14 protein-coding genes are annotated in these 19722 nt (G+C 64.4%); 4 read left to right on the top strand and 10 right to left on the bottom strand.

Annotated features, from left to right (window positions below; all coding sequences use genetic code 11):
* The first annotated feature begins 8 nt into the window (after window positions 1-8).
* Window positions 9-1274: a dihydrolipoamide acetyltransferase family protein gene (locus tag ACYOEI_RS06055; RefSeq protein ID WP_462848448.1), complete on the top strand. Its 1266-nt coding sequence runs from the start codon at window positions 9-11 to the stop codon at window positions 1272-1274.
* A 130-nt stretch (window positions 1275-1404) separates the two neighbouring features.
* A complete protein-coding gene (gene lpdA / locus ACYOEI_RS06050) occupies window positions 1405-2790 on the top strand; it encodes a dihydrolipoyl dehydrogenase (protein WP_462848447.1) in 1386 nt (461 codons plus the stop codon).
* 235 nt (window positions 2791-3025) lie between these two features.
* Here the strand turns inward: lpdA and ACYOEI_RS06045 are convergent, their stop codons facing one another.
* From ACYOEI_RS06045 to ACYOEI_RS06035, 3 genes are read right to left on the bottom strand one after another with little or no spacing between them, the layout of a single operon-like run.
* Entirely contained in the window at window positions 3026-4708 is a 1683-nt protein-coding gene (locus tag ACYOEI_RS06045; protein WP_462848446.1) for a hypothetical protein, read from the bottom strand.
* Window positions 4705-6099 carry an SAM-dependent methyltransferase gene (locus ACYOEI_RS06040; RefSeq protein WP_462848445.1) on the bottom strand — a complete coding sequence of 465 codons (1395 nt, stop codon included), beginning with the start codon at window positions 6097-6099 and terminating at the stop codon, window positions 4705-4707. Before ACYOEI_RS06040 ends, ACYOEI_RS06045 begins: the two co-directional genes overlap by 4 nt.
* Complete coding sequence (locus tag ACYOEI_RS06035; RefSeq protein WP_462848444.1) at window positions 6096-6329, bottom strand: hypothetical protein; 234 nt, start codon at window positions 6327-6329, stop codon at window positions 6096-6098. Before ACYOEI_RS06035 ends, ACYOEI_RS06040 begins: the two co-directional genes overlap by 4 nt.
* A gap of 341 nt (window positions 6330-6670) precedes the next feature.
* On the opposite strand from ACYOEI_RS06035, the gene ACYOEI_RS06030 reads away from it, so the two are divergent.
* Window positions 6671-7000: an ArsR/SmtB family transcription factor gene (locus ACYOEI_RS06030; protein ID WP_462848443.1), complete on the top strand. Its 330-nt coding sequence runs from the start codon at window positions 6671-6673 to the stop codon at window positions 6998-7000.
* On the top strand, window positions 6993-7454 hold the full coding sequence (locus tag ACYOEI_RS06025) for an SRPBCC family protein (protein WP_462848442.1): 462 nt from the start codon (window positions 6993-6995) through the stop codon (window positions 7452-7454). Before ACYOEI_RS06030 ends, ACYOEI_RS06025 begins: the two co-directional genes overlap by 8 nt.
* Before the next feature lie 104 nt (window positions 7455-7558).
* On the opposite strand, the gene def is transcribed toward ACYOEI_RS06025, so the two are convergent.
* From def to ACYOEI_RS05990, 7 genes are all read right to left on the bottom strand, one after another.
* Window positions 7559-8089 carry a peptide deformylase gene (def, locus tag ACYOEI_RS06020; protein WP_462848441.1) on the bottom strand — a complete coding sequence of 177 codons (531 nt, stop codon included), beginning with the start codon at window positions 8087-8089 and terminating at the stop codon, window positions 7559-7561.
* A gap of 70 nt (window positions 8090-8159) precedes the next feature.
* Window positions 8160-9722 carry a hypothetical protein gene (locus ACYOEI_RS06015; RefSeq protein WP_462848440.1) on the bottom strand — a complete coding sequence of 521 codons (1563 nt, stop codon included), beginning with the start codon at window positions 9720-9722 and terminating at the stop codon, window positions 8160-8162.
* Window positions 9698-12127, bottom strand: a complete 2430-nt coding sequence (locus ACYOEI_RS06010; protein WP_462848439.1) for an ABC transporter substrate-binding protein — start codon at window positions 12125-12127, stop codon at window positions 9698-9700. The genes ACYOEI_RS06015 and ACYOEI_RS06010 overlap by 25 nt, the downstream gene beginning before the upstream one ends.
* A 39-nt stretch (window positions 12128-12166) precedes the next feature.
* Window positions 12167-15628, bottom strand: a complete 3462-nt coding sequence (locus tag ACYOEI_RS06005) for an outer membrane protein assembly factor BamB family protein (protein ID WP_462848438.1) — start codon at window positions 15626-15628, stop codon at window positions 12167-12169.
* Between the two features lie 192 nt (window positions 15629-15820).
* Window positions 15821-16768, bottom strand: a complete 948-nt coding sequence (locus tag ACYOEI_RS06000; protein WP_462848437.1) for a hypothetical protein — start codon at window positions 16766-16768, stop codon at window positions 15821-15823.
* Complete coding sequence (locus ACYOEI_RS05995) at window positions 16765-18408, bottom strand: HEAT repeat domain-containing protein (protein ID WP_462848436.1); 1644 nt, start codon at window positions 18406-18408, stop codon at window positions 16765-16767. Before ACYOEI_RS05995 ends, ACYOEI_RS06000 begins: the two co-directional genes overlap by 4 nt.
* A 264-nt stretch (window positions 18409-18672) precedes the next feature.
* The gene (locus ACYOEI_RS05990; RefSeq protein WP_462848435.1) at window positions 18673-19509 is read right to left on the bottom strand and encodes a 3-keto-disaccharide hydrolase; all 837 of its coding nucleotides are present in this window, start codon (window positions 19507-19509) and stop codon (window positions 18673-18675) included.
* Between the last annotated feature and the right edge of the window lie 213 nt (window positions 19510-19722).

Here is a 19722-nt window from a genome sequence, read left to right as displayed (position 1 = left end):
ATTCGCTCGTGCCGATCGAAGTGACGATGCCCAAGCTCAGCCCCACGATGGAAAGTGGGGTCCTCACCGAATGGCTGGTCAAAGTCGGTGACCAGGTGAAGGAAGGTGACCTCCTCGCCAACATCGAGACCGACAAGGCCACGATGCCGATGAAGGCCTACGACGACGGAGTCGTCGCGGTCCTCGACTACGCCATCGGAGACGAGGTCAAGCTTGGCGATCGCGTGCTCGTGTTGGCCAAGAAGGGCGAAGACCCGAAGAAGGTCGCGGATGACATGGCGGGCAGGAAGGGTGGGGGGGCCAAAGCCGGCACCCCTGCCGCCGCTCCCGCCGCTAGCAATAACGGGAAGGAGACGAGCCACGAGCCCGCTCCGAGCGTCGCGGTTGTTCAAACCGAGACCCATTCCGGCGGTCGGGTGAAGTCCAGCCCGCTGGCCCGAAAGATCGCCGCGGCATCCCAAGTCGACCTGGCCCAGGTCCCCGGGAGCGGGCCGCATGGCCGAGTGATTCGTAGCGACGTCGAAGCGTTCCTCGAGGCCCGCTCGAAGGCCCCAGCCCCGGGCGCCGGCACCCCCTCGCGGACCTTCGCCACCGAGAAGATCCCGCACACTCGGATGCGGAAGACCATCGCCCAGCGCATGGTCGAGGCCAAGAAAGTCGCGCCCGAGATCCACGTCACCGTGGATATCCTCGCCGACGCCCTGATCGGCGCCCGCGAGCGGTTGAACAAGCAGCTCGCGGCCGAGAAGATCAAGCTCTCGGTCGGCGACTTCGTGACCAAGGCCGTCGCCCTGGCCCTCCGTCGCCACCCCGGCGTCAATGCCTCGTACGAGCCCGACGCAATCGTCCGCCATGGCGAGGTCAACGTGGGGATCGCCGTCGCCCTCGACGGTGGCCTCATCGTCCCCGTCCTGCGGAACGCCGACTCGCTCGGCTTGCGAGAGATCCGCACCGGGAGCGAGGCCCTCGCCCAGGCGGCCCGGAGCAACAAGCTCACGCCGGAGCAGATGTCCGGCGGTACCTTCACGATCAGCAATCTCGGGATGTACGGCGTCAAGCAGTTCGACGCGATCCTGAACCTCCCCGAGGTCGCCATCCTCGCCGTCGGTGCCGCCGAGAAGCGTCCGGTGGTCGTCGGGGATACGCTCACGGTCGGGACGGTGATGACCGTCACGCTCACCGCCGACCACCGCGCCGTCGACGGCGCCCTCGCCGCCGAGTTCGTGCGGACCATCAAGGGGTTCCTCGAAGAACCGACCTCGATGCTGCTCTGAGACCGGTCGCGCGAACAACACACCCGTCGGTCTTCGATCCGTCGAGGGTGTCGAGAGACTCAGGTAATCTTGTTTATCTGTCTCTCTCCACTCCCTCCGCGGATCCTCCCTTTTTTCTCCCAAGGCTCCCATGGCATACGACTACGATATCGTGGTGATTGGCGGCGGTCCGGCGGGATATGCGGGGGCGATCCGGGCCGGGCAACTCGGCAAGCGCGTGCTCTGCGTGGAACGCGACAAGCTCGGTGGGATCTGCCTCAACTGGGGCTGTATCCCGACCAAGGCCCTCCTGACCAACGCCCACCTGGTCGAGTTGGTCAAGAACCACGGCCCGGCGTTCGGCTACAGCGGCGAGGCCAAGTGGGACTTCGCCCAGATGATCGGCCGCAGTCGGGCGGTGGCCGGCAAGCTCAACAAGGGTGTCGAAGGGCTCTTCCGCAAATACAAGGTCGCCTCGAAATTCGGGACCGCCAAAGTCATCGCCCCCCATACGATCCAGGTCGGGAACGAGAAGGTGACGGCCGAGTCGATCGTCATCGCGACCGGCGTCCGTCCCCGTCCTCTCCCCGGCGCCGAGTTCGACGGCAAGGTGATCATCTCTTACAAGGAGGCGATGAGCCTGCCCCAACAGCCCAAGTCGATGGTGATCATCGGCGGGGGCCCGATCGGGCTCGAATTCGGCTACTTCTACAACGCGATCGGCACCAAGGTCACTCTGATCGAGCTGATGGACCGGATCCTCCCCAGCGAGGACGAGGAGGTCTCCAAGGCCCTCCTCGAGAGCCTCACCAAGCGTGGGATGACCATCCACGTCAAGACGAAGACCGGCAAGGTCGAGAAGACCGCCAACGGCGTGAAGCTGGCCGTCGAAACGCCGCAGGGGGCCCTGACGATCGAAGCCGACACGATGCTCGTCTCGATCGGCGTCCTCGGGAATGTCGAGGGCCTTTTCGACGACAAGATGAAGGTCGAGATCGTCAAGAATCACATCAAGGCCGACCCCAAGAACGGTTACAAGACCAACGTCCCGGGCATCTACGCCGTCGGTGACATCATCGGGCCGCCCTGGCTCGCCCACGTGGCGCACCATGAGGCGATCTGCTGCATCGAGCGGCTCTGCGGGCACGCCGACCGCACCGTCGACTACACGACAATCCCGGGCTGCACCTACACCGACCCCGGCGTCGCCAGCGTCGGTCTCACCGAGAAGGCCGCCCGAGAGGCCGGCCACGAGGTGCGCGTCGGACGTTTCCCGTTCTACGCCAGCGGCCGGGCTGTGGCGTCCGACGAGATGGAAGGCTTCGTCAAGCTCGTCTTCGACGCGAAGTACGGCGAGCTCCTCGGCGCACACCTGATCGGGTCGCAGGCCACCGAGCTCATCGCCGAATTGGTCATGGCCAAGAAGCTCGAGGCCACCGAGGAAGAGATCATCCACGCCATGCACCCCCACCCGACCTACTCGGAGGCGGTCATGGAAGCCGCGGGGCAGGGCCTCGGCGAATCGGTCCACATCTGATGGGCCGTGGATCAGCATGGTAATCCCCGTCTCTCTCTCGCGAGGGACGGGGATTTTTCAGCCACGGATTGAACACGGATGAAACACGGATGAGAGAATATATATCTCTAAAATTCAAAGATTGATTTGCTGATTTTCATGTCTTAATCTATGAAAATTTGTGCCATCCGTGGAAAAATTGGTCTTCCCTGATCTGTCTTCTTCCACTCCCCAATCCTCCTCTCGTTCCCCCGTTTCAGTCGGTTTTGAGCTGTGGTGGCTCGGCGGCCGGCCTCACCTCTTGGGCGGGTGCCGGTCTTTGCTTCCCGTCCGTGAAGCGATCCTTGGCGAGTTGCGGGGACTCGGGCGGTTTGCCGACAGGGGTGATAACACGGTCGGTCACGTCGATGAAGTTGAATGGCTCGATCCAGGTCGAGAAGAAACAACGGTCGGGGAGCAGGGGAAGCTCGGCGGCGAATACGGTGTTGAAGAGGACACGGAATGAATTCACGGGAGAGATTCGATCGTAGAGGCGGTCGTATTTCTTCTCGGGGAAATAGTAGGCGTTGAGGATGCTCATCCGCTCCTTGACGTCGCTCCCCTCGAGGCTCTCGGTGTCGAGACCGGAGCCCGAGCCGTGGTCCGACTGGAGGATGATGATCGGGGGCTCGGGCGAGCGGGCCAGGATGTCGTCGATCACCGCCTGGACACGCTTCACCATGTAGGCGGCCTGTTTCCGGTAGCCCGTGATGTAGTTGTTCAGCCCCCCGTAGTGCGCTTTGTAGAGCCGGCCATCACTCAGATAGAACTGGGTCCCGTGCGGGCTGATGTCTTCGCCATCCTCCCCGAAGACGAACGGAGGGTGTGGGCACAGGATATGAGCGAACGTAAATGTGGGGGCGGGGTCTGCGGTGATGTCGGCGATCGTGTCCAGGATGTAGAGCGTTCGTTTCCGGCAGATGAGGTACGAGTCCAGGCCTGCCAGTGGATTGGAGTGGAGCCCCGAGAACGGGGTCATGGTCAGCAGCATGTGGTGGAAACCGCTGATGTAGGGGGTGAGCGACCGGTACTCGTCGGCCGAGGGGTTTTCGGTCTGTTCGAATCCGCTTGAGTAGCTGACCGACTTGTATCCGTAACCTTGGAACGTCTTGCCGACGGCTCCTTTGGCGATCCAGTCGGTGAGCTGGGACGTGTCCTGCGAACTCGGCGGGATGAGGCCTTGGAGGTGGCGTCCATTCAAGGACGACGTCAGCGAGAGCGGGGTCTGGCAGTAGTTTGACGTGCTCCGCCTGGCGACATAGAAACCTTTGCCCTCGAGGTGCTCGAGGAAAGGGTCGAGGTCGTATGCGAACATCTCGCGGAGGATATCACCGCGGGCGAAGCCGTCGAGGATGATGTAGTAAACGTCGGGTCGTTTCCGTGGCGGCGACCCTTGGACGAGTGGCGTAATCGCCAGGTCGGCCTTCTTCGGCTCGTTGGCGACGACCCGGACGATTCGGATCGTCGGGAGCACGATCAGGATGATGGCGAAGATGTTGAGGTAGTGGTTGAGCGCCGTCGGATTCTTGAGCTTGACCAGGGCGAAATAGGCGAAAATCGCGAAGAGGATGCATTCCGGGACCATGACGTACGGCGGCCAGATGTCGAAGAGTTGCCAGACCCAGATTCCACTCAACACGCTCAACACCTCGTTCACCACGCTCGTCGCCTGGTAGATCGTGACGAACAGGATCACGATGATCGAGGTGAGGAGTCCAGCCCTCGCGTTCTCTCGCACGGCGAGTCGGGACGCCATCCAGAGGAGGGCGGTAACGGCGAGGGCCAGCCCGACCGGCCAGATCAACTCGACGGCTCGGGTTTCGATGGCGACCCGCGCGTAGAGTGCGATGATGGGGTAGATCGCGAACACGAACGGGTGGATCACCCACGACCGTTTCATCGGCGGTCCTTCCGTCTCATCAAATAAAGGACACGCCCGCAATCGACGAGCCGTTCCGAGATCTGGATGTGGAAATAGGATTTGAAACTTTGTTCGAACGCCTCTTGGTCGTACGGGTGACGGCCCGAGCTCGACCGGCTTCCCGCGAGCCTCAAGGCCTGGGGATCGTCGGGGGGTACGAACTCGATGACGAGCCACGGCGTCAGCTCGTCGAAGAACGAGGCGATTTCGGGGAGCGGGAGGTTGCCCGAGATCGCCAGATGATGGACCAGCGCGAGGGCCAACACAAGGTCGGCGGGCCCACGTCCCAGGAACGACATCCGTTCGTTATTCCGCCACCCCGAAGCCGGGCTGGGGTTCCTCAGGTCGAGGAGGAGAGGCAAAAGATTCAGATTTTTTGATACGAGTGTTTGTTGGTAATTCAACTCGACGCAGGCGGGATCGAGGTCGAACGAGAGCGTCGGGATCCCTCGCCCGGCCGCGAGCCGGCTGAAGTGGCCGGTGTTCGCCCCCAGGTCCCACAAGGATCTGGGCTCGGTCCGGGCCAGGAACTCGAGGACGAGCCGTTCCTTCTGCGCGAGGGCCTTTGGTGTGTAGAGGTGATCCTGGGTGTAATTGGCCCATTCCGTCCCGGCCGGCTTCCATCGCCGTCGACTGACGGCGCCCCGGAGACTCTCCAGGAGGCCCAGCATGGCCCTCTGGCTGAAACCGGCACGGGCCTGGCCTTGCTTCGAGGGTTGGCCGCCTCGGGACGATTGGAGTCGGGCGTGGGCGTGGAGGTGGAGCGCGAGCCCGAAGTCGAGGAACGATCGTTTCGGCAGCAATCGGCTGGCGAGGTCGAGCGGGACGCCGTCGATATTCGTCCGGCAAAGCTGGTTGAGCCGGATGTCGACCGTGCTCATCAGCGCGAGCGGGGCGAGGAAGTGCTCGCAAAACTGCCGATAGGCCACCCAGGGTTCGCCGGGGCGGTAGGCCTCGAATGAGAGTGTATCGATAAAGATCGGCTTGCCGCCGCGGAATTGCACGTTATAGGCGCTGGCGTCCTTGAGCGACAGCCCGCGCTCGATGGCGCGCCGTTGAATCTCGAGGGTGAGAAGGGCCGCATCCTTGAGCTGCCCGAAGCTCCATTCGTAGGGGTAGGAGACGAAAGGGATGACCTGGGGCCGAAGTACCCTGTAGGCCAGGGGGGCGTCGTAAGGCGCCTCGGAGTCCTCCTCATGAGGGATCAGCAGGTCATCATCGACGAGTGACCGGTAGAGCCCGGAATCGATAAGCCGGTCGTAGTCATCTCGCCCCGAGTGGTTGACCTGCCGGAGCAAGTCCTCGCCACGTCGGAAGATAAAGCCCGCCGGGTCGCGGAACGACCCGGCCGCTTTCAACGGTTCGATCATCGTGTGCCGAGCCCTTGATCCGTCTTCGAGAACGTCCTGAGCGCGTACGCCTTGATCGAGGCGATCGAGGTACGCAGGAAGAACATCCCGCTCAGCAGGCTCGCGATCATGATCTGCAGGAACATGCTGCCCGAACCGGGGTCGAGATAACCCAGGAGCACGGACGGTTCCGTCGTGCCTTGGCCGAGAATCGTCGTCAACTGCGGGAGGAGGTCCAGCGAGTATCCCATGGCGAATCCCTATTCGATGTGATAGCTCCAATGATTGCTACGAGCAGTGAGAGAACCTAGCGTCATCCGGTCTGTGGCCGTCCCCGTTTTTTTGCCGTATTCCCGATCTCGACGAGGACTTTACCAACCCCAACTCCCTCTAACACCGCAGGCGACCCGAGGTATCGCGGTCGATGGAGCGACTCGACTGGGAAATCCGTTTTAAGAAAAGTTTACGAGAAAACGCTTGTGCATTTGAATTCGAAATAACCCTCGACCCTACGCCCCCAATCGAAGAAGTCAAGGCTCACCACCCAATCCTCGTCTCTTGACATGCAGCCAAATGGTTGCATAATGGGGCGATGTCCAACGACGTCGACAAGGTGTTCAAGGCGCTGGCGGATCCGGGGCGTCGACTGCTGCTCGACCGCTTGTTCGCCGAGAACGGCCAGACCCTGGGTCAGCTTTGCGAAGGCCTGGACATGACGCGCCAGGCCGTGACGAAACATCTCAAGGTGCTCGAAGACGCCTCGCTCGTCGTCCCTTTCTGGAAGGGGCGTGAGAAGCTGCACTATCTCAACCCGGTGCCGATTCACGAGGTTGCCGAGCGTTGGATCGGCAAGTTCGAACGAGGGCGACTCCGCGCGCTCGCCGAACTCAAGAAGAAGCTCGAAGGAGAGGATCATGGCTGAATCGCGATTTGTGTATGTCACTTATATCCGCACGACTGCGGAGAAACTCTGGGGGGCCCTCCTCGACCCGGAGTTCACTCGCCAATACTGGGTGGCGACCTGGCAGGACTGCGAATGGACCCCGGGGGCGTCGTGGACCCTCATGCTCCCCGATGGCCGCGTCGCCGATCGCGGCGAGGTCGTCGAGATCGTCCCCCATCGGAAGCTCGTCCTCTCCTGGCGCAACCACCTCAGGGAGGAGCTCAACCAGGAAGGGGTCTCTCGCCTGACCTATGAGCTCGAAACCCAGGGAGAGAACGTCAAACTCACCGTCGTGCATGTGATGGACCGGCCCGAGTCGAAGTTCATCGAAGCCGTCTCGAACGGGTGGCCGATGATCCTCTCGAGCTTGAAGAGCCTGCTCGAGACGGGCGAGTCCCTCGAAGGGACTCGCGAATGGCCGAAAGGTGCGTGAGGACCTCCCGGGGCCCTGCCGCAACGTGACGCAGACCGGGCGAAGGTGCAACCTGCTCTCTTCGCTCGAGTTCTCATGTTTGGAAATTAGCAGATAAATCACAATTATTGTTGGGCGTACCTCGAGAGATACTCCTTCTCGCAGACGACATCCCTCGGGCTATCGAGACGGTCCAGGAAGACGATCCCGCGGAGGTGGTCGTCCTCGTGCTGAAAAACGCGGGCGACGAAGTCGCTGAATTCTCGCTCGACGACCCCCCCGTCGACCGATTGGTATCGGGCACGGATCTGGCGATGTCGGGGGACGAGCCCGCGAAAACCGGGAATGCTGAGGCACCCTTCCCAACCTTCGACCAACTCGTCCGATCGTTCGACGATTTCGGGGTTGATGACGACCTCGGGCTCCATCAGGGGGGCGTTCGGGTATCGTGGGTTCGGGCGAGACGCGACGATGAAGATCGCCGAGGACTGGTAGATCTGGGGGGCGGCGATGCCGACGCCATTCGCGTCGCGCATCGTGGCGATCATGTCCTCGATCAGGATCCGGGTCGCTTCGGGGGCTGGTAACTGCACCGGGTCGACGGCGGCGCGCAGGACGGGGTGTCCGAGTTGGGCGATCTGTCTCAGCAGGGCCATCGTGGTCTTCGTCCTTCTGGCAAATCTTCCAGCGGCCTGGGCCGCAATCCGTTTGGGATCGTAGGCGAGGTTACTCGGCCGGGGACTCCGCGGACTTCGAGGGGGACGCTTCGGCAGCATCCTTCGAGGCGGGGGCCGGAGATGCGGCGGGTGACGCCTTGGGAACCCCCTTTTTCGCCGGCTTCGATTTCGCCTTGGCGGCCTCTTCGCGAGCCCTCTGGACGGCGTCGGCGTAGCCTCGGATCAGGTCGTCCTCGAGATACCGATCGATCAGGGCCTGGACGTCCGCGATCTGAGCTTGTGCCGTTTTGGTCAGGATCGGAGTCTTGTTCTTGGCCTGCTGACGGGCGGCATCTTCCTTGAGCCGGGCCACTCGGTCGGCGAATTTGGATCGAGGGGGCAGGGTCGCGAACTCTTTCAGGGTTTCCTCGACGCCATCCCAATCCTCCCCGTCGCCTCGGGCCTTGAGCCTGGCCTCGAGTCGGGCACGGATGGCGACCAGGTCGAGGATCGAGTCGCGGATGGCGTCGAGCTGGGCCTCGAGCGCCACGGTCTCGGGTTTTGGCTCGAAGGGGATCGTTCGTTCCTCGCCCCCCAGGCCTGGCATCATCGGGAGCTCGACCATCGGCTCGACGTTGCCGGCGAGGAGTCTCAAGGCGACGAGCCCGTCGGCGAACCCGGATTCGAGGGTGATCCGCCCTTCTCGGTCGGTGGTGCCGATCTCTCGAGGAGGACCGTCGGGGATCGTCCGGGCGGTCAGCAGGTAGCCCGCGGCGGGGGCCTTATCCGCCCGGGTGACGAAACGGAGTCGGGTCGGTTGGATCCCCGGCTTGATCCCGAGGGCGACGAGGGACGTCTTGCGGGCGATCCGCTTCGTCAGCGGATCGCGTAAGGCGCTGACGATGGCGCAGCGGGCATACGCACCGTCGATTGCGACGACGCGGAGGTAAGAGAACGGAATGCTGAGGGCCGTGGACTTGCCGTCCTTAAGGACCGTGATTCTCAGCGGCTCGAAGACCGTCCCGGGGATGGCGATGCGCCCGATCGGGCTCGCCGGTTCGAGCGAGGCCCCCTGGATGGTGATCGAGACATCGCCACCGATCGACTCGCCGATTTCCGCCATCGGTGCGAAGAGGTCGAGCGCGAGGTTGAGGAGCGTTCGGGGGAGGTCGTCCACGACGGGTACGGGGGCCCGTCGGATCGGTCCGAGACGCTTCACGCTCGTGTCGAACTCGCGACCCAGGACTTCGAGGGTCGCGCGGTTGCGGCGTATCTGGAGGATCCAGAACTTGTCTGGGCGACCTTCGAGGCTGGCGAACGATTCGACCGTGAGAAGGTCAAGGGGGACGAGGGCCGTCGCGTCGTCCCCCTTGGCGATCGACAGGTCCCAGGGAGCGCCGACGAACCGTTGGACGAGTGTCATCCAGTCGTCGATGAGGGATTGGCGCATCCTCGGGTCGATCCTGGTCTCCGGTTCGATGCCGAGGTGGACCTGGATCTTGTAAGGCCGGCGGTCGAAGGACGTTGTCGACCGGGCCGGCTCCGGCTCCGCAGGGGCCGCGCCGGTCGCCGACGCAGCCAGGGCCAGGACGAGTGCCAGGTGGAGGGTTACCAGGGATCCTTGGCGTACCACGGCGCGATCTCCCAGGACTCGATCCCCGGATAGAGCGACTCCGACACCTCGGAGGGGCCTTTCAGTCGCGTCCGCCAGGCGTAGTGATCTTCCAGTTGCCAGAGGGGGAGGACGGGAAGCTCATCCCGGCTCTCTCCATCGATTTGGGTGGCCAGGGCCTTGGCCGAGGGCCATTCCGGCGCCTGTTCGAGGAGCATGAGGAGGCGGAGGATCTCGGGGCTCGCCACCGCCGCCAGGGCGTCAACGCCCGGTGACGCGTCGAAAGCCGGGCAGAGGAGCTCCCCGGCCTCGAGGATCGGCTCCCGACATTTCCCGACCCTGTAGGCCAGGTCGAATCGACGACCCGCCTTGAGGGCGACCTCGAGGTCGGACTCCGGTCGTTGTACGGCCTCGATCTCCAGGCCGATCAGACGATACGCTTCCACGAGCTTCGGGACGACGATTTGGGCTTCGTGCAACGCGGGGTATTCGAGGGTTAACTTGATGGGCGCACCGCCGAGCTCCTTCCGAGCGGCGGCGACCAGCATCTTGGCGAGGATCGGGTTATACCCCAGCGGTTCGATTCCGACGGCGTCGGCATACGACCCTTTGGCGAACGGGCCGTCGGACGGGAGGTTTTTGGCGTCGATCGGCCGTTTCAAGATCGACTCTTCGAGGAGCGTCTTTCGATCGATCGCATACGAGAGGCCTCGACGCAGCGAGCGGTTGCGGAGGACCGGATTCCGACCGTCGATCGCGATCCGGTGGAGGGCAGGCTGGGCATATCGGCCGACCCGGATCTCGGCGGACCCCGACGCCAGGCCGGCGACCCGGTCCGGAGGAATGTGCTCGACGAGGCTAACTTCGCCGCGACCCAGGGCGGCCAACATCGCCTCGGTGCCGTCGTAACGGGTCTCGCGGATCCGACGGAGCGTCGACGCGGTCGGGGACGACAACGTGAACCGATCCCCTTCGGACGACTCCAGGCGGAATGGCCCGTCGCCTACAAGTTGGCGTCCCTGGTCGGCCGTGATGACTCGACCGTCCCAACTCGCGTGCGCAGGCCCGATTGGCGCGGTGAGCCAGAAGCCGGGCTTGAGGAACGCCCGCGACAACCGGACTTCGACTCGAGAGTCGTCCGGGGTCTCGACCCGCTCGAGGACCCCCGCCCAACGCGCGTTGTAGAGGGGTGAGGATGATTCGGTCCGGTCGGTGAAGAGCCGTGCGACGTCGATCGCGGAGACGGGGCGCGAGCCGTCGGACCACATGACGCCGCCCTTGATCTTGAAGATCAGCTTCCTTCCCACGTCGCTCAGCTCGATCGAGCTGGCGAGCTGCCCCGGAGCCTTGCCCCGGAAGGCGTCCTCGTCGTCGCGGGCCAGAACCGGGACGTATAGAAGTCGGTTCGTACGTTCGTCCGCGGGCGAGTGGACCCAGGGGCCTAATGGGCGAGGGATGTCGGTCACGGCGACGTCGAGAGTGGGCATTGCGGCGAAGGCGATGTTGTACTTCGCCACGGCGTCGTCGAGCTTCGGCCAGACCCGGAGGGCTTCGGTGAGAGAGTCGATGCGCTTCGGAGCGGGTTGGCTCGCGGCAGCCTCAGTTAGGGTCCTTGCCTTGGTTATGAAGAGGTCGCGCGTGCCGATGTAGGCCGAATGGTCGGGGGCGAGGGTCTCGAGCTCGTGGAGGATCGATCGGCCCTTCGCGAATGCGCCGACGTCGAAGGCCTTGCGAGCCCGGGCGCTGTAGGCGGAAGCGAGCTTATCCGCGAGTCCGGGAAACTTGGGCTTGCGCTGGAATAGCTCGCGAAGGAGCCTGAGCCCTTGTTCGCCGTTCCCATCGACCAGGGCCATACTCCCTTCCTCGAAGAGGAACCGGTCGACCCTGGATTCGAGCCCCTCCCAGCCGGGTTGCCGTGTCTGGACACGCAGGAGGCATTCGAAGGCCTTGGTGAAGTCCCGGGAGAGCGTCCGGCGCTCCCCTTCGGCGATGAGCATGTCCTCGAAGTAGTCGACCTTCCTGATGCTCGCTCGTCGGAGTCGAAAGTCGCGCATATCCCCTTCGAGAAGGTGGACGAAGACGTCGGTCGACTCGGGTTTCTCCATCTCGTCGGGCAGGCCGAGCTTCTCGCGTTCGCCGGGCAGGAAGATGTTTCCCTGCCGAGGCACGCTGGCGGGCTTCTGGTTCTTCGGATCCTTCTTCGGGTCGTAGGGGGGGAGCGGCCTCGGGCTGATCGGCTCGACGAGGATGACCTTTCCGTCGATCAGCGTAATCCGATCGAAGGGGGTAGATCGGAGGACATCCATGCCGGTCTTGTCGACCCCCTCCTGGGCCGACGCGAGCCCGGCGGGGATGAGCGCGAGCAAGAACGCGAGCGAGACGAGGCGAGACCCTCGTTCTCCCATACCCTTCCCCAAGTCGGCCATCCGAGGCTCCCAACGATTCCTCACAGCGCTAAAGCCCCTTTAGTTCGAGGGTGACGAGAGGTTGAGGAGCTCGACAGTCCCTCGAGCGACCGGGATGACGAGGTCTCCACCCAAGGTGAGGAGCTCCCCCGTGGGGATGATGCCCAACTCGACACGGTCGAGCGGCGAGCCGTCACTCAGTGATCGTCCTTCGAGGGAGCCGTCCTTCGCGAGGAACCAGGCGGACTGGTCGAGGATCGCGGGAGGGGACACGCTCGAGCCACCTCGAAGCGTCGCGGCCCAGAGTCGCTGCCCGTCGGGGCTGATCGCGACCACGCCCCCGGCGCGGTCGGCGAAGAACGCCCGACCGGAGACGACCGAAGGAGCCGAGGCCAGTGGAGCCTCGAACGGCCAGGCTCCCACCGGGCTCAGGTCACGCGCGACGAGGGAGCGGATCCGATGGTCGTTCGTCAGCACGACGACCGCACCTCCCGTCGAGACGGGGTCGGTCAGAAGCGCCTTCTCGAGCTTCGCTTCCGCGGTCAAGTTGAGACGGGGCCGGGGTTCTTTGGCGAGTGTCAGTCGACGCACTCGCCCCGATTCGTCGACGAGGGCCACGGCATCGCCATCGATCGGGAGGGCGGCCTTCCATTGAGTCTTGTGCTCTCGATCGAACGGGGGGACATAAGGCTCGGCCCGAGACTCGCCCGTGGTCGGGTCGATCAGGTAAGCGCGCCCGTCGGTCCCGGGCAAGAGGAGGTCGCCTGCCCAAAGCAATGGGGCGGCGCCGAACGCGACCGGGAGGTCGACGCGACGGAATTCACCTCCTCGCGTCTTCACGAGCAAGTAACGTTCATTCAATGGTGGGATGAGGATCGTCAATGCGTCGGACTCGAGCCTGCGGAGCGGGCCTTCCGGCAGTCGGAGCGTGCCGGCGCGGGGCAAGGGGGCCTCGACGAAGCCTCCCGACGCGAGGAGGGCACGAGAGAGGACCAAGGGGCTTCCGTCCGCGGCGAGACTCGAGAGGTCTTCGCTCCGCGGAATGGCGTCGAGGTCGACGATCCAGGGGCTGCCGAGCACGGTCTGCCATCGGACCTTGCCGTTCTCCGGGTCGACTCCCCAGAGCATCACACCCGGACGGTCGAGATCCTGCTGCGTCATCACGACGAGCGGATTGGCGAGCTGAATCGGAGCGAGGGAAGGGCCTGCGCCGGCGAGAGCCCAGGCCCGGTTGATTTTGGCTTCCTCGGGATTGAGGTCGTAGCGGCCAGGGCGGCCCGACCCGAGCCAGAGCTCGTTCTCCGAACGTGCGTAACCGAAGGCGGGGCCCGTCGACTTCGCTTCGGGGGTGAGGGTGGCAATCGGCCGGAATGGGGTCTTGGCCTCGTAGGCCCCGACCGCATAGGCGGCGATCCGACCGCGGTCGCCGTCGGCCCAGATGACCGAGCCCGATGTGGCCGGGGTCGCCCATGTCCAGCCCGAGATCGCGACCTCCTGCACCGGCCGGACCCGCGCACCCTGGTCATCCAGGACGCAGATCCTCCAGCGCCCATCCGTCAGCGTGTGGTTTTCGGCGATGACGAGGAATCGACCGAGTCGTGCGGGGGCGCACGGGATCGAGCCTTTGGCGTGGCCGAGGTATTCGACCCCGACGCAACCGAGTGGGTCGCGTGCGAAGATGAACAGGCAATCCCGCTCCCCCAGGACGTACAGGTACTGCCCGGCCTCGTCGCTGACCGCGGGCCTGTTGAGGCGCGTGTGGGCGTCGACCGTCGCCTGGAGCTCACCGGAGGCGATGTCGATCAACAGCAGCTTGCCCGTCGGCGTCGTCTGGATCGCCTGGTTCCCTAGCAACAGAGGAGGGTCATCGACGGCCTCCCCGAGCGGCTGGCGCCAGATAAGGTTCCCGGTCCGCGCGTCGAGTCGGAGCAGTTCGTCGTGGCGGGCGTCGAAGACGAGGGCCCCGGCGCCCCCAGGGATGCTTTGGGGAGGGAAAGGGGACGATTGGCCCACGTCGACCTGCCAGAGGGGGGCACCGGTCGAGCCGTCAACCCCGAGGGCGAACCCCTCGGCGAGTGCAAAGACGACCGTGCCGGTGGGGTTAGGCTTGGCGGACGGCGAGGCGCGGAGCACGAGGCTGGTCGGCGGCCCGAGTGGCCTCGGCAACGGGGTCGTCTCGGCGGGTCGGTGGGAGGTATCGATGCGGATGCCCTTGCGGATCAATTCATTGGCCCGGGTCAGTCGCGCGACGACATCGCGGTCGGTGGCCAGGTCGGCGTACTGGCGGACCAGGTCGTCACGCGAGAGATAGACCTTCGACGACGAGCCGGCCTGGAGCGCCGCGTCCATCGTCGCGAGGGCGGCGGTCCGGATCGAACCCTTGCGGACGGACGCGCGGGCGTCGGCGAGCTTCGAAGGGAGTTTCGACCGCAGGAGATGGGCCTGGGCCGACGATCCTGCCACTCGTGCGTGGAGCGCGAGGGCCGCCTCGGCTTCGCCCAACGTCCGGGCATCGGCGGTGGACTTGGAGCGATCCGCCAGCGCCTCGCCTGTCTTGATGACCTCGTCGGCCAGGTCGGAGCTCGAATCGCGATAGGCGGGTTCCTGCGACACCTTCTCGAGCATCTCCCGCTCGGCCTCGAGGGCGTTCGTCCACGAAGCACCCGTCGACGAGGTGAACTGCCTGACGTTGGCGAGGGCCTTGAGGACTCGAGCCTGGCTCGTCGACTTCGGGTCGTTGGGATTGTACGCGAGGTATTGCTCGAATTGGACGACGGCGTTGCGATAGTCGCCGTTGTCCAGGCTCTCGATCGCGCGCTGGTAGAGTCGCGTGGCGACCGTCTTCGCGATGATCGACTTGAGTACGACCCCGGAGATCACCAGGATCACGAGCGAGGTGACCAGGCCGATCACCAGCGGCGAGGTCAGAATCTTTTCCTGGCCCGGAGCGTCCCGGTTGAAGTTCAGGAAGCCGGGGAGCTTACGCGGGGTCTTCTTGGGACGTCCTTTGGGTTGCTCGGCCTCCGGGGGACGGTCCCAATCCCAGGCTTCGGATCGGGGATCTTCGAGCGAGACCTCGACCGAAGGGGGAGCGACTTCGAGATCCTCGAGGTCGACTGGTTCTTCGCGCCTCCGGCTCCGGTTCCGCTTCCTCGGCTCGGGCGGAGTCTGGTTGAAAACCGGGGCGGGCTGGACGCGGGTCGCGTCGTCCTTGGCCGGGGGGATCGGGTCGTCGGCATACAGCATGAAGATGCGGCAAGGGCCGACGGTGATCTCGTCCCCCTGCCGCAAGCTCGACGACGTCATCTTCGTGCCGTTGATCTCGAGGTATTCGGCGTCCGGGAATGCGTCGGCCTTGTAGCGCGACGACTTCCACCGCAGCCGACCGTGATAGGGGAGGATACCCGGCCCCTCGAGCACGATGTCGCACTTCGGGTTCGAACCGAACAAGACGGCCTGGTCGCGCGAGATTTCGACCCGCGAGACCCTGCCTTCACCGTCGTGGACTTCGAGTGTGGCCATGCGGGCAGAAGGACCTCGAGGAAGAAGAGTACTGATGTCGCACGGGACGTCGGATCTGTCTCGTCAGCAGGCGTGCTTTCCTCGACGATGGATTCGGGACCGCACCGAACAGGCAAGATCGACGATGGGGTTCCGAGACTCTTGCGGTCTCCCGACTCGGACGATGGTGCCGAGGGTCGACCACCGAAAGGACTAGCGAAGCGTCTGTTGCGAGAGGACGACGAATCCATAACCGTCATTCTGAGGGACCACGCTGAATCGGGTCACGCGGATCTCGGCGGGACTTCGCCCTTTGTATTTGACCTCCAACTGGGCGAGCGTGGTCTCGACCTTCTTGGGGTAGAACTGGATGACGATACCGTCCCCCACCTCGACCCCCGCTTTCGCGAGGAGCGCGAGGTCGGCAGCCTTCCGCACTCGTCCTTCCCAGAGGAAATAGAGACGTTCGTCTCCTTGGCCCGAGCCGAACCGCTTGGTCGGGGTGTCGGCGGAGAAGTTCGAGACGTAGGTGAGCTGGTTCTTGCCGGAGATGACCGCGAGCTCGACCCCGAGGCCGTCGAGCTGTCGTGCGTATTCGTCGGGGGTCTGTCCCTGGTCATAGACGATCGTCCAGCGCTGCTCTCGAGGGACACCGCCATCACCGGGGCCCAACCCGAGTCCGGGGCCGCCGGTCCCGAGCTTGGACGCTCGCCGGCCGCTCGCCACGACCCCGCCGCTTGGCATCACGGCCCCGAGATCCACTTCCGCGAGACTCTGCCCAGCCTCGGCGACCGTCTCGAGCATTGCGGCCGGGGTCTCCTGGACTGAGGGCTCCTCGAAGTCGCCGGCGACCTCTTCGTTGTTGGAGGCCTGGGCCGAAACGTCCGCTCCGGCAATATCGATCTTCTCGGTCGAGCCCGGCGTGCCGTCCGGGCTCCCGCCCCCCCCGCCGAACACGTCGACGATTTCCAGGGGGGCCGTGACCCTCGATGCGTATGCCTGGTTCGTCTGGTAGATCAACCAGAGCCAGCCGACGACCAAACCGGCTCCCACGACGAGGGCCATCAGGAACGAGGTGACCTGGTCGTACCGGGATTCGCCCCGGATCGTGGGCTCCGGGGGCTTGGCCGGCGCGGCCTTCGCGGCGGTGGTCGTGGTCATCGATCGCCCCCGGACTTGGGGGCGGGAGGACTGCCCTTGCCGTTCTCGCCGGAATTCTTGGTCGTGTCTTCGCCCCGCCCTTCGACTTCGAGTGGTCGGATGGACTCATACCATTCCTGCCACTTTCGCGCCGCCTCTTTGCGTTGTTCGGGGGTCGAGTGTTCGGGGGGGCCCAAACCTTTGATCTTTCGGCTGAGCAACTGGAGACCGACCTTCGCGGTCGTGACGACATCCTCATCCGGGTCAGAGAGTGCCCCGATCAATCCGGGAACGACGTCGAGGTCGGCCGTCCGGCTCAACGCCCAGGCTGCAACGCGTCGGAGGCCTGGGTCGCGATCGGTGAGGAGCTTCCGGAAACGATCCTTGTACGGTCGGAGGATTGCGGGCCCTTGGGTCTCGTAGCGGGAGACGAGTCCGGCGAGGGCCGACGCGGCATTCTCCGCGCGGGGGTCTTCGAGCACCGCGAGCATCCCCTCGACCGCCCCATTCATCGGGCGGCTCACCACGCGGCCCGCCGCGACGGTCATGGTCGTAAGGTCCTTCGGCAGGAGCCGACCGCCCAGGAGTGTCCCGGCGGCGAGCCGCTTGACCTCGATCCGGCGCAAGGTCTTGGCCGTCGACCGGGTGAGGAAGAAGATCGACCAGACCGTGTTCACCTCCGAGCCATGAGCACTCGTCCACGATCCGTTCGCGCTCTGCGTCGAGTGGATGAACCGCTTGCCTTGCTCGAACCAGTCGATCCGTCCGAGCGTGTCCTTCTCGGCGAGTGCGCCGAGACGCTCGATGCCGTAGAGCGCGTAATACGGCGTCGGGCCGACGGAGGGCGAATTCGAGGCCGAGAAGTTGGACCCGAGCCAGCTCAAGCCCCGCCTGACGGCCTGATCGATCTTGGTCCGCGAGGTCTGGATCTCATATGGGGCCTTGGGCCCTTCGACCGTGAGCGGGATCAACAATGGACTGGGGACCTCGGTCGGCTTCCGATAGTTCCCGAGTTGACGACGGCAGATCAGCAGGCTGCCCACGCCCGCCGCCGTCATCGCGACCGTCTCCTGATAGCTGGGCGTGTCGCGGTGGTAGTTCCAACTCCCCGCCGAGCTTTGGACCGAGAGGAACCACTGTGCGGCGCGGTCCCAAACCCCCGGCGAGATGGGGACCCCTGCATTCTCGCATTCCCAGAGTCCCAAAACGGCATACTGGGAAATCGAGGTATCGCCCTGAATGCGACTGTCGTAGTCCCATGAGCCATTGGGCTTCTGCTTGCTCATGAGATACTGGGCGATCATCCCGAGTTCGGACTGCTTTGCCTGGTCGGGGAAATTGGCGAGCATCATCCCGACGACGGCGGCCTCGTAAACGTCGGCGCCTCCGGTTCGCTCGGGGACATACGAACCGGCGAGTCTGGGGATGACCTTGGCGAGGCAAGCCGCCACCGTGGGGTCTTCGGGCGGGTAGTCCGCCTTCAGGAGGGCCAGGCCGATCAGTGCCGCTTCGCCGACCTGGACACGTCCAGCTTGTCCGCGGAGGAATTGCACGCCACTCTCGACCGCAGGCTCGTTCACGCCGAACGCGATCGAACTCCAGGCGGGCGCGAGAAACGTGGCGACGATGGCGAGGGAGAAAAGTCTGCCGGGACGCGACATGACCTGGAAATCGCTCCGCTGAGGTGTCCGAGAGATGACGACCTTCATTCTATCGGATCGAAGTTGCGGAGGAAATGCCTGGATCCATCCAATCGTTGGCCGACCCGAAACGAAGGTCCGTCGACAATCGTTGACCAATCAAGCGTGAGCCCGATCGGCACGCTCGCAACCGGGAGGGACTGATGTCACGCCCGGTCGACGAGGCACACTCGCGGATGTCCGTCTCCGAAGACTTTGGGACTGGACATCCGGGTTTTTGGGAGCTCATTTCTCGAGCGGTCGGATCTCGATCTTGCGGAAGAAGAGCTCGGCCCCTTCCGACTGGAAGAGGAGTTTGCCCTTCGTGAGGGAGGAGCCGGTGCCCACGTTGACGACGTAGCCGTTGACGAGGTTCGTGATCGTATCGCCGTCGCAGATGACTTCCATCCGATTCCACTCGCCGGTGGGGCTCTCCACGTCTTGTTTCCCGCGGAACCCGATCTCATCCTTCCACGCGAGGTCTCGGCCCCACCAGTTGAAACGCCCGGAGTTATGAGTGACGGGCGTCGCCCCTTTCTCGTAGTAGAACTGCTTGTCCGTGCCGATTCGGGTTTCGCAAGTGAGTTGGGGACGTCCCTTGCCGGCGACCATGATGAAGTCGCCGCAACCCCCTTCGATAATCTGACATTCCTGCGACTCCATCCACCCGCTCCCCGCCGCGCCGTCGGCCCCGACGCAATGGAGCAGGATCCCCGAGTCGCGGGCGGCCTTCACGCGAGGGGGCCAGGTCTTCGTGCCCCAACGCCACTCGACGACCAACTGGTAGTCGTGATACTCCTCCTTGGTCGCGAACCCGCCCCACTCCTCGCCCGAGACTCGGATCTGGCCGTCCTGGACGGTAAAGACCTTCTTGGGATCCTCATACTGGTGATCTTTCGTGTAGACGTAGAACCCCGCCAGGTCCTTGCCGTTGAACTCGAGGACGGGCTTGCCGACCTTCACACGGGGCACCTCCTTCGCGAACGGGGGAGGAGATCCATCGGGCCCGGCCAGGGCCAGGGATGTCGTGCCCATTGTAAAGGCGAGGCAGAGCAGGGAGGGGAAACTTCGGAGACGAATCATCTCGGTTCCTCGAGCATCATTCCAAAAGGAGGGCAAGGAGCGCCGGCGGGTCGTCCCCGACCGAATCGTCGCGAGGGGTGATCCGACCAGGATCTTGACCGAAACGACGGGGCACCAGTCCCGGGATCCTCGAGAGTTTGACGGCGAGGATAACCCGACGCAAGGCTCGACTCCGCCGGGAATCGCTCCATCACAGCGTTATCGAATCACTTC

Source organism: Singulisphaera rosea (assembly GCF_054877945.1).
The sequence above is the reverse complement of the archived record's forward strand: the minus strand, read 5'-3'. Positions and strand labels throughout refer to the sequence as shown.